Raw genomic sequence first — 11183 nt, 5'->3', positions numbered from 1 at the left:
AGCGCCGACTAGGCCCAGCCTTCACCGGCGCCGAGCACGTCGCCGTAGGAGAAACCACCGCACGCCACCAGACCTTTGAACTCGTTCAGGTCGACACGGCCAGCGAGAATGTCGCTCATGTGCACGTCGATCGCGTTGAAACCGGCGCGGTCGAACGCAGCCGCCATTTCCACCTGACCGTTGACGCCCTGCTCACGCAGCACGGCAACCTGAGGGCGGATGCCTTTCTTGATGTAAGGCGCGGCGATGTCCTGATTGACGTCGTAGCTGAGCTTGACGCTCAGGCCCGGGTTGTCTTCTTCCAGCAGCACGTCGAACTCTTGTTCGGCGCAGTCGGCGTTGTCACGCAGACGCTGGATCTGGTAGCTGGTTTCAGCCCAGGTGCGTTGCAGCAGACGACGCTGGCCTTCGAACACGGTGTCACCGTTGAAGGTGATGTTGATCTGGCCATTGTTGATCGGCTGACCGATAACCGACACGCAGTCGCCCAGACCGGCCGCGCTGAATTGCGCGAGGATGTCTGGCGTGGCGTCCTGACGAACCTGGATCACCGCACCCAGTTCTTCGTTGAACAGGATCGCAGCGATTTCTGCCGAGGACTCGGCAACGCTGTCCAGGTTCAGGCTCAGACCGCAGTGACCGGCGAAGGCCATTTCCACCACGGAAGTCAGCAGACCACCGTCGGAACGGTCGTGGTAAGCCAGCAGGTGACCGTCGGCGTTGAGGCCCTGGATCACGGCGAAGAAGGCTTTCAGGTCTTCGGCGTCGTCGACGTCCGGCGCGTGTTTGCCGAGCTTGCCGTGTGTCTGAGCAAGGATCGAAGCGCCCATACGGTTCTGACCGCGACCGAGGTCGATCAGGATCAGGTCGGTGGTGCCTTTGTCCATGCGCAGTTCCGGGGTCAGGGTCTGACGGATGTCAGCCACTGGCGCGAAACCGGTCACGATCAGCGACATCGGCGAGGTCACGGTTTTTTCTTCGCCGTTGTCGTTCCAGCGAGTGGCCATGGACATCGAGTCCTTGCCCACCGGAATGGTAATGCCCAGCTCAGGGCACAGTTCCATACCGACCGCTTTCACGGTGTCGTACAGACGCGCGTCTTCGCCCGGGTGGCCGGCAGCCGACATCCAGTTCGCCGACAGTTTGATGTCGGAGATCTTGTTGATGCGCGAAGCAGCGATGTTGGTCAGGGTTTCGCCGATGGCCATGCGGCCCGAGGCCGGAGCGTCCAGCAATGCCAGCGGAGTGCGCTCGCCCATCGCCATCGCTTCACCGGTGTAGACGTCGAAGCTGGTCGCGGTGACGGCAACGTCGGCCACCGGAACCTGCCACGGGCCGACCATTTGGTCACGGGCCACGAGGCCGGTGATGGTGCGGTCGCCGATGGTGATCAGGAAGCTCTTGCTCGCCACGGCCGGGTGATGCAGAACGCGTTCGATGGACTCGCTGATGTCGAGGTTCGACGGATCGAAGTCATCGCCCAGCTCAGCTTCGCGAACCACCGAACGGTGCATGCGCGGGGCTTTGCCCAGCAACACTTCCAGTGGCATGTCCACCGGGTTGTTGCCGAAGTGGCTGTCGGTCACGGTCAGTTGCGGCTCGGCAGTCGCCTCGCCCACTACGGCAAACGGGCAGCGCTCACGTTCGCAGATCGCCTGGAAGCGTTCAAAGTCTTCAGGGCCGACCGCGAGAACGTAACGTTCCTGGGATTCGTTCGACCAGATTTCGTGCGGGGCCATGCCCGGCTCGTCGTTGGGAATGTTGCGCAGTTCGAAACGGCCACCGCGGTCGCCGTCGTTGACCAGTTCCGGGAAGGCGTTGGACAGACCGCCCGCGCCGACGTCGTGGATGAAGCTGATCGGGTTCTTGTCACCCAGTTGCCAGCAACGGTCGATGACTTCCTGGCAGCGACGCTCCATCTCAGGGTTTTCACGCTGTACGGAAGCGAAGTCGAGATCCGCCGAACTGGTGCCGGTGGCCATCGAGGAAGCGGCGCCGCCGCCCAGACCGATCAACATCGCCGGACCGCCGAGGACGATCAGCTTGGAGCCAACGACGATCTCGCCTTTCTTGACGTGTTCTTCGCGGATGTTGCCCATGCCGCCAGCGAGCATGATCGGCTTGTGGTAACCACGAACCTCGTCACCGTGCGGGGTGGTGATCGATTGTTCGAAGGTACGGAAGTAGCCAGTCAGGGCCGGACGGCCGAATTCGTTGTTGAACGCGGCGCCGCCGAGCGGGCCTTCGATCATGATGTCCAGCGCGGTGACGATGCGCTCAGGCTTGCCGTACGGCACTTCCCACGGCTGTTCGAAGCCGGGGATCTGCAGGTTAGACACGGTGAAACCGGTCAGGCCAGCCTTTGGCTTGGCGCCACGACCGGTTGCACCTTCGTCACGGATCTCGCCGCCGGAACCGGTCGATGCGCCCGGGAACGGGGCAATCGCGGTCGGGTGGTTGTGGGTTTCAACCTTCATCAGGATGTGCACCGGCTCCTGCACCGCGCCGTACTGGCGGGTTTCAGGGTTCGGGAAGAAACGGCCGGCAACGTTGCCGACGATCACCGAGGCGTTGTCCTTATAAGCCGACAGAACGCCTTCGCTGTGCATCACGTAGGTGTTCTTGATCATGCCGAACAGGCTTTTTTCCTGGTTCTCACCATCAATATCCCAACTGGCGTTGAAGATCTTGTGGCGGCAGTGCTCGGAGTTGGCCTGGGCGAACATCATCAGTTCGATGTCGTGCGGGTTGCGCTTGAGACCGTTGAAGGCGTCGACCAGATAGTCGATCTCGTCTTCGGCCAGAGCCAGGCCCAGCTCGGTGTTGGCTTTTTCCAGCGCGCCGCGACCACCACCGAGGATGTCGATTGCGGTCAGCGGCTTCGGCTCGGCGTGGCTGAACAGACCGGCGGCCTGTTCAAGGTTGGCCAGCACGATCTGGGTCATGCGGTCATGCAGCACGTCGGCAATCTGCTGCGCTTGGGCTTCGCTGAACTGACCGGCCACGTAGAAGGCGATACCGCGTTCCAGACGCTGGATCTTGCTCAGGCCGCAGTTGCGGGCGATGTCGCTGGCCTTGCTCGACCATGGCGAGATGGTGCCGAAACGCGGCAACACCAGAAACAGACGGCCGGTCGGCTCTTGAACCGGAACGCTTGGACCGTACGTCAGAAGGCGCGCTAGCACCTGCTGTTCGTCGCCGGTCAGGACGCCGGTGACTTCGGCGAAGTGAGCGAATTCCGAATACAGGCCACTGTCAGCTGGATCCTTCTGGCTCAATTCCTAAAGGAGTTTGCTGTGGCGAAAGGCAGAAAGGGCAGGAGCGCCGCGCAGGATCAACATCTTCGGGACAGCCTCGGGAAGGGGTGTGCTTTGAGGCCGTGCATTCTAGCCTAAACCGCCCTCAACATCACCCGAAACGCTACGCACGGTTGCACTCGGACCTCAATCTGTGTTTCTGCCTTGAAAGTCAGGTAAATCGACCCTGTAGCAACGGCTTATTTTTACTGTAACAAAATGCCCTGAAGGCCCGTTTTTGCGGGGTTTCGTCAGGTTTTGTGATGTCTAGCAGACAAGCCCCGTGCTGTCGATATATGGCGCCCGTGGCCGTTTGCGTATACTGCGCAGATGTTTTTCCCAACGGCTTTGCGTCCGCGGTACGCCAAATGGCTGATCGCAACCGGACTCTTCCTGATGCTCGGTGGCTGTGTTGATAAACCCAACACTCTCGAGCGCATAAAGGAGGATGGTGTGCTGCGGGTGATTACCCGTAACAGCCCCGCCACCTACTTTCAGGATCGCAGCGGTGAAACCGGCTTCGAATACGAGCTGGTGAAACGCTTCGCCGACGATTTGGGTGTGGAACTGAAAATCGAGACCGCTGACAACCTCGACGACCTGTTCAATCAGATCGGCAAACCGAACGGCCCGGTGCTGGCCGCCGCCGGTCTGGTCAGCAGCGAACAGCGCAAGAAACAGGTGCGCTTCTCGCACTCCTACCTCGAAGTCACCCCGCAGATCATCTACCGCAACGGCCAGTCGCGGCCAACCGATCCCGGCGATCTGGTCGGCAAGAAGATCATGGTGCTCAAAGGGAGCACCCACGCTGAACAACTGGCCGAGCTGAAACAGAAATATCCTGGCATTGAGTACGAAGAGTCCGATGCGGTTGAAGTCGTTGACCTGCTGCGCATGGTCGATGAAGGTCAGATTGACCTGACCCTGGTCGATTCCAACGAAGTGGCGATGAATCAGGTGTACTTCACCAACATCCGCGTGGCTTTCGACCTCGGCGATGCACGCAGCCAGAGCTGGGCGGTGGGCCCGGGCGAAGACAACAGCCTGCTCAACGAGATCAATGCCTACCTCGACAAGGTGCAAAAAAACGGCACCCTGCAACGCCTGAAGGATCGCTATTACGGCCACGTCGACGTCCTCGGCTACATGGGCGCCACCACCTTCGCCCAACATTTGCAGCAGCGCCTGCCGAAATACGAACAGCACTTCAAGAATTACGCGAAGAAAGAGAAAGTCGACTGGCGCCTTCTAGCGGCGATCGGTTATCAGGAATCGCTGTGGCAACCGACCGTCACCTCGAAAACCGGTGTGCGCGGTTTGATGATGCTGACCCAGAACACCGCTCAGGCGATGGGCGTGTCCAACCGTCTCGATCCGAAGCAAAGCATCATGGGCGGCGCCAAGTACCTGGCTTATATGAAGGATCAGCTCGACGATTCGATCAAGGAACCGGATCGCACCTGGTTTGCCCTGGCAGCCTATAACGTCGGCAGTGGTCACCTGGATGACGCGCGCAAACTGACGGCCAAGGAAGGTTTGAACCCGGACAAATGGCTGGACGTGAAGAAGATTCTGCCGCGTCTGTCGCAGAAGCAGTGGTACAGCAAGACGCGTTATGGCTACGCCCGTGGCGGCGAACCGGTGCATTTTGTGGCGAACATTCGTCGTTATTACGACATTCTGACCTGGGTGACGCAGCCGCAGCTTGAGGGCGATCAGGTGGCCGAAGGTAACCTGCATGTGCCTGCGATCGACAAGTCAAAACCCGCTCAAGAACCTGCCCCGCTTTAAAGCAAAAGATCGCAGCCTTCGGCAGCTCCTACAGGGATACACATTCCAATGTAGGAGCTGCCGAAGGCTGCGATCTCTTGATCTTAACCCTTGAGAGCAGCCGCCAGAATCAGCGCCTTCATCTCGGAAACAGCAGACTTGAATCCCACAAACAACGCATGCGCCACCAGCGCATGGCCGATGTTCAGTTCGTTGATGCCTTTGATCGCCGCTACGGCTTCAACGTTGTGATAGTGCAAGCCGTGACCGGCGTTAACGATCAGGCCTTGGGCCAGACCAAACGCCACACCGTCCGCCACACGCTTTAGCTCCTCAGCCACTTCAGTGGGGGTTTCGGCATCGGCATAACGCCCGGTGTGCAGTTCGATCGCCGGTGCGCCAACGCGCTTCGACGCTGCAATCTGCCGCTCATCAGCATCGATGAACAGCGACACTTCGCTGCCAATCTTCGACAGACGCTCAACCGCAGCCTTGATCCGCTCTTCCTGCCCCGCTACATCCAGACCACCCTCGGTCGTCAGTTCCTGACGGGTTTCCGGCACCAGGCAGATGTGCGCCGGACGGATGCGCTCGGCGAACGCCATCATTTCTTCGGTGACACCCATTTCGAAGTTCATGCGGGTCTGCAGCACGTCTTTAAGCAAGAGCACATCGCGCTCCTGAATGTGCCGGCGGTCTTCACGCAAATGCACGGTGATGCCATCGGCGCCCGCCTCTTCCGCATCCAGCGCCGCCTTGACCGGGTCCGGGTAGCGCGTGCCACGGGCCTGACGCAGAGTGGCGACGTGGTCGATGTTCACGCCAAGAAGAATGCGATTGCTGGTGGTCACGGGTGCGCTCCTGAATTGAGAGATTCGGCGCACAGCATATCAGGGCTTGCGAAACAGCTCGCGACTGACGAGGGGGCGACCGCCCAAGTGAACGGCAAGTGCTTGGCGCATCAAGCGCTTGGCCGCTGAAAGTGCACCGGGGGCAGTCCAGTCGGCTTCGGCCATGGCCAGTAATTCGACGCCGTTGAACAGGCCGGGTTGCAGCAGAAAGACTCGCTCCAGGCCGGCATCGACTTGCAGGCGATAGAGACCGTCATCGGCAATCGGCTCGCCGTGGATATCGGTGTTCAGCGAGAAACCGTAGCCAAGATCGTCGAGCAAGCGCCATTCGAATGAGCGCAGCAGAGGCTCCAGCGGCCGACCTTCGGCCAGTGCCAGCAAGGTTGCGGCGTAGTGATCGAACACCGCTGGATGCGGATCCTCGGCAGGCAGCAAGCGGATCAGCAATTCATTGAGATAGAGACCGCTGAACAGCGCTTCGCCGTTGAGCCACGCCGAAGTGCCGGAGCTTTCCATGCGTCCGACATTTTTTAGCTCACCCTTGCCGCGAAACTCCACTTCCAGCGACACGAAAGGCCGCGCCAACGTCCCGGCCTTGCCTCTCGCACTGCGCAACACCGCCCGCAAGCGACCTTGCGGCGTGAGGAAGTCCACGAGCGCACTGGTTTCGCGGTAGGCGCGGGAGTGCAGGACGTAGGCGGGTTGGGCGGGAGGTGGGGTTTGCGACATGAACGTTGTTTCCCGATCAGGGATTGCAAAAAAGATCGCAGCCTTCGGCAGCTCCTACAGGTGTACGTCATGTAGTAGCTGCCGAAGGCTGCGATCTTTTGATCTTCGAATCGCTTACAGGTCGCCGTAACCCAGCGAACGCAGCGCGCGCTCGTCGTCGGACCAGCCGCCCTTCACCTTCACCCACAGATTGAGCATGATCTTGGAGTCGAACAGCAGCTCCATGTCCTTGCGCGCTTCGGTGCCGATGCGTTTGATGCGCTCGCCCTTGTCGCCAATGATGATCTTCTTCTGGCCGTCACGCTCAACGAGGATCAAGGCGTGGATGTGCAGGGTCTTGCCCTGCTGCTTGAACTCTTCGATTTCGACGGTGATCTGGTACGGCAGCTCGGCGCCCATCTGGCGCATGATTTTCTCGCGTACCAGTTCGGCGGCGAGAAAACGACTGCTGCGGTCGGTGATCTGGTCTTCCGGGAAGAAGTGATCGTTTTCCGGCAGGTGATCGGCAATGACCTTTTCCAGCGCGTCGAGGTTGTGCCCGTGCTGCGCGGAAATAGGAATGATCTGCGCGTTCGGCAGTTGTTCCTGCAACCAGGACAGATGCGGCATCAGCTCGGCTTTGTCTTCGATACGGTCAGTCTTGTTCAGCGCGACGATCAGCGGGCCGGTCACGTACTGCACGCGCTCGAGAACCATCTGGTCTTCGTCGGTCCACTTGGTGCGGTCAACCACGAAAATCACCACATCGACGTCTTTCAACGCCGCCGAAGCGGTTTTGTTCATGTAACGATTCAGAGCCTTTTCGCCACCCTTGTGCATGCCGGGGGTGTCGACGTAGATCGCTTGCACGTCACCTTCGGTTTTGATCCCGAGCATGTTGTGGCGAGTGGTCTGCGGCTTGCGCGAAGTGATCGCGAGCTTCTGGCCGAGGATGTGGTTCAGCAGCGTCGACTTACCGACGTTGGGACGGCCGACGATGGCAACATAGCCACAGCGAGTTGCATTTGTATCAGTCATTGCCATTCTCCACGCCCAGGGCAATCAGTGCTGCAGCGGCCGCTACCTGTTCGGCAATACGACGGCTCACACCCTGACCTCGGCTTTTTTCATTCAGTAAGACAACTTCGCACTCGACGAAGAAGGTTCGGCAGTGCGGCTCGCCCTGGATATCCACCACTTCGTAGCGTGGCAGATCGCACCCGCGCGATTGCAGGTGTTCCTGCAGACGGGTTTTCGGATCCTTGTTGGTATCGACCAGCGTCAGGCCTTCGAACTCGCCAGCCAACCAGGCCAGAACGCGCTCGCGAGCCATGTCCATGCCGGCGTCCAGATAGATTGCACCGATCAAGGCTTCGAGGGCATCGGCCAGAATCGATTCGCGACGGAAACCACCGCTCTTCAATTCACCGGAACCCAAGCGCAGGTAATCGCCAAGGTCGAAACCGCGCGCCAGGACTGCCAGCGTCTCACCTTTCACCAGACGTGCGCGCAAACGCGACAACTGGCCTTCGCGGGCCAGCGGGAAGCGATCGAACAACGCCTCGCCGGCAACGAAGTTGAGGATGGCATCACCGAGGAATTCCAGGCGTTCGTTGTTGCGCCCGGCAAAGCTGCGGTGCGTGAGGGCCAGCAGCATCAGCTCCTGATCCTTGAAGGTGTATCCGAGCTGACGCTCGAGACGGCTTAAAGAAACGCTCACGGTTTACCCACGCTGAGTTCGTGGCTGGATTCCACCGCCATCGCCGGGATACGGCGCAGGCCTGGGACAATTAACGCTGTGTTCAAAAATTACATCCTGAATATCGTGGCTTCATGCCCCGGAGCCGATTGTGGTGGCTCCAGAAATGCAGTCGGCGCTGTGGTCAACAGCGCCGTGTGTGATTACTTGATCAGGCCAACCCGCGAGAAATTCGGCAGGTGACTGAGTTTCGGCTCCGGCCAGCTCATCCAGACCGCGAAGGCCTTGCCGACGATATTCTGGTCGGGAACCATGCCAAGCAGATCCTTGGGAATGTTCGGATCATCCCAGTAGCGACTGTCGTTCGAGTTGTCGCGGTTGTCGCCCATCATGAAGTAGTGCCCGGCCGGCACGGTCCATGTGTGATCCGGAGGGGTGCGGTAGCGGCTCATTTCCTTGCGGATCAGATGCTCGGCGGCGCCCAGTTTCTCTTTGTACAGCTCGGCGCTGCCCAGCGTGCCCGGCTCGGAGCCGATCATTTGCTCGGCAATCGACTCGCCATTGACGAACAGACGCTTGTCGGCGGTGTAGCGCACCGTGTCGCCCGGCAGGCCGACTACACGTTTGATGTAGTTGACGTTCGGGTCGCTCGGGTAGCGAAACACCATGACATCGCCGCGTTGCGGATCACCGACCTCGATGATTTTCTTGTCGATCACCGGCAGGCGGATCCCGTAAGAAAACTTGTTCACCAGAATGAAGTCGCCGACATCCAGGGTCGGTTTCATCGAGCCGGACGGAATCTGGAACGGTTCCACAAGGAACGAACGCAGCACCAGCACGATGAACAACACCGGAAAGAACGACTTGCCGTATTCAACCAGCAGCGGCTCTTTGTTCAGTTTTTCAACGACCACCCCATCAGGCTGGCTGACGCTGCCTTGATAAGAGGCAATGGCAGCACGCCGACGCGGTGCCAGGATCAACAGATCAAGCAACGCCAACAGGCCGCAGACGAACACGGCGATGACCAGCAACAGCGGGAAATTTAGTGACATAGGACCTAACTATCCAACCTGAGCACGGCAAGGAAGGCTTCTTGTGGAATTTCCACGTTGCCGACCTGCTTCATGCGTTTCTTACCGGCCTTTTGCTTCTCGAGCAGTTTCTTCTTACGGCTGACGTCACCACCGTAGCATTTGGCCAATACGTTCTTTCTGAGTGCCTTGACGGTTGTCCGGGCGACGATCTGACCGCCAATGGCGGCCTGAATCGCCACATCAAACATCTGACGCGGAATCAGTTCTTTCATCTTCTCGGTCAACTGGCGACCTTTGTAGTGCGAGTTGTCACGGTGCACGATCAACGCGAGGGCATCGACCTTGTCGCCGTTGATCAGCACATCCAGTTTCACCAGATTAGCCGATTGGTAACGATCGAAATGGTAATCCAGCGAAGCATAGCCGCGGCTGGTGGATTTGAGACGATCGAAGAAGTCCAGGACCACTTCGTTCATCGGCAGGTCGTAAGTGACTTGCACCTGATTGCCGAGGAACAGCATGTCGACTTGAACGCCACGCTTCTCGATGCACAGGGTGATGACGTTGCCCAGGTGTTCCTGCGGCACCAGAATATTGGCGCGCACGATCGGCTCGCGCATGTCTTCGATCGACGACACATCCGGGAGTTTGGATGGGTTGTCGACGTAAATCGTTTCACCGGTTTTCAGTACCAGCTCGAAGATTACGGTTGGCGCGGTGGTGATCAGGTCCAGGTCGTATTCGCGCTCGAGACGCTCCTGAATGATCTCCATGTGCAGCATGCCAAGGAAGCCGCAACGGAAGCCGAAGCCCAGTGCGTCGGAGCTTTCCGGGGTGTACTGCAGCGACGAGTCGTTGAGGGTCAGCTTCTGCAGCGCTTCGCGGAAATCTTCGAAGTCGTCGGAGCTGACCGGGAACAGACCGGCGTAAACCTGTGGCTGGATGCGTTTGAAGCCGGGCAGCACTTCAACGTCGGGGGTCGAGCTCAGGGTCAGGGTGTCACCGACCGGTGCACCGTGAATGTCCTTGATGCTGGCAATGATGAAGCCCACTTCGCCGGCCTTCAGGTCAGACGTGGCAGTGTGTTTCGGGTTGAACACACCAACGCTGTCGACCAGATGGATCTTGCCGGTGGACTTGACGAGGATCTTGTCGCCCTTCTTCACGCGGCCATGACGCACGCGCACCAGGGAGACAACGCCCAGGTAGTTGTCGAACCAGGAGTCGATGATCAACGCTTGCAGCGGATCTTCGATGTTGCCGGTCGGTGCAGGAATGGTGTGCACCAGACGCTCGAGCACTTCGTCGACACCCAGGCCGGTTTTGGCGCTGCAGGTGACGGCGTCGGTGGCGTCGATGCCGATGATCTTCTCGATCTCGTCCTTGACGCGATCAGGATCAGCCTGCGGCAGGTCGATCTTGTTCAGTACCGGCATGACCTCGAGGCCCTGCTCGATCGCGGTGTAGCAGTTGGCCACGGACTGGGCTTCAACACCTTGACCGGCATCGACCACCAGCAAAGCACCTTCACACGCGGCCAGGGAACGGCTGACTTCGTAGGTGAAGTCGACGTGGCCCGGGGTGTCAATGAAGTTCAGCTGGTACTTGATGCCGTCTTTGGCCGTGTAATAAAGGGTGACGCTGTGGGCCTTGATGGTGATCCCGCGTTCACGCTCCAGATCCATGGAATCCAGTACCTGGGCTTCCATTTCACGCTCGGCCAGGCCGCCGCACATCTGGATGAAGCGATCGGCCAGCGTCGACTTGACATGGTCAATGTGGGCGTTTATGGAGAAATTGCGGATATTACTCAAATAAA

General features: G+C 59.3%; 7 protein-coding genes and 1 pseudogene. 1 reads left to right on the top strand and 7 read right to left on the bottom strand.

What is annotated here, in order from left to right:
- Positions 1–11 precede the first annotated feature (11 nt).
- Positions 12–3341 (bottom strand): annotated as a pseudogene (purL, locus tag ACIPIZ_RS10130) (phosphoribosylformylglycinamidine synthase); the annotation flags it as partial.
- A gap of 285 nt (positions 3342–3626) precedes the next feature.
- Between purL and mltF the strand changes: the two are divergent.
- A complete protein-coding gene (gene mltF, locus ACIPIZ_RS10125) occupies positions 3627–5087 on the top strand; it encodes a membrane-bound lytic murein transglycosylase MltF (RefSeq protein WP_082355505.1) in 1461 nt (486 codons plus the stop codon).
- An 83-nt stretch (positions 5088–5170) separates the two neighbouring features.
- On the opposite strand, the gene pdxJ is transcribed toward mltF, so the two are convergent.
- From pdxJ to lepA, 6 genes are all read right to left on the bottom strand, one after another.
- A complete protein-coding gene (gene pdxJ / locus ACIPIZ_RS10120) occupies positions 5171–5917 on the bottom strand; it encodes a pyridoxine 5'-phosphate synthase (RefSeq protein ID WP_047292711.1) in 747 nt (248 codons plus the stop codon).
- A gap of 39 nt (positions 5918–5956) precedes the next feature.
- Positions 5957–6646 carry a DNA repair protein RecO gene (recO, locus tag ACIPIZ_RS10115; protein WP_401165163.1) on the bottom strand — a complete coding sequence of 230 codons (690 nt, stop codon included), beginning with the start codon at positions 6644–6646 and terminating at the stop codon, positions 5957–5959.
- A gap of 114 nt (positions 6647–6760) precedes the next feature.
- The gene (gene era / locus ACIPIZ_RS10110) at positions 6761–7663 is read right to left on the bottom strand and encodes a GTPase Era (protein WP_007909024.1); all 903 of its coding nucleotides are present in this window, start codon (positions 7661–7663) and stop codon (positions 6761–6763) included.
- The gene (rnc, locus tag ACIPIZ_RS10105) at positions 7656–8345 is read right to left on the bottom strand and encodes a ribonuclease III (protein ID WP_016986099.1); all 690 of its coding nucleotides are present in this window, start codon (positions 8343–8345) and stop codon (positions 7656–7658) included. The genes era and rnc overlap by 8 nt, the downstream gene beginning before the upstream one ends.
- A gap of 182 nt (positions 8346–8527) precedes the next feature.
- Complete coding sequence (lepB, locus tag ACIPIZ_RS10100) at positions 8528–9382, bottom strand: signal peptidase I (RefSeq protein ID WP_064393276.1); 855 nt, start codon at positions 9380–9382, stop codon at positions 8528–8530.
- 5 nt (positions 9383–9387) lie between these two features.
- On the bottom strand, positions 9388–11178 hold the full coding sequence (gene lepA / locus ACIPIZ_RS10095; protein ID WP_401165167.1) for a translation elongation factor 4: 1791 nt from the start codon (positions 11176–11178) through the stop codon (positions 9388–9390).
- Between the last annotated feature and the right edge of the window lie 5 nt (positions 11179–11183).

Origin of the sequence: Pseudomonas sp. NPDC087690 (assembly GCF_044743175.1) — a bacterium.
Lineage (GTDB): Bacteria > Pseudomonadota > Gammaproteobacteria > Pseudomonadales > Pseudomonadaceae > Aquipseudomonas.
This window is presented reverse-complemented; position numbering and strand designations above follow the sequence as displayed.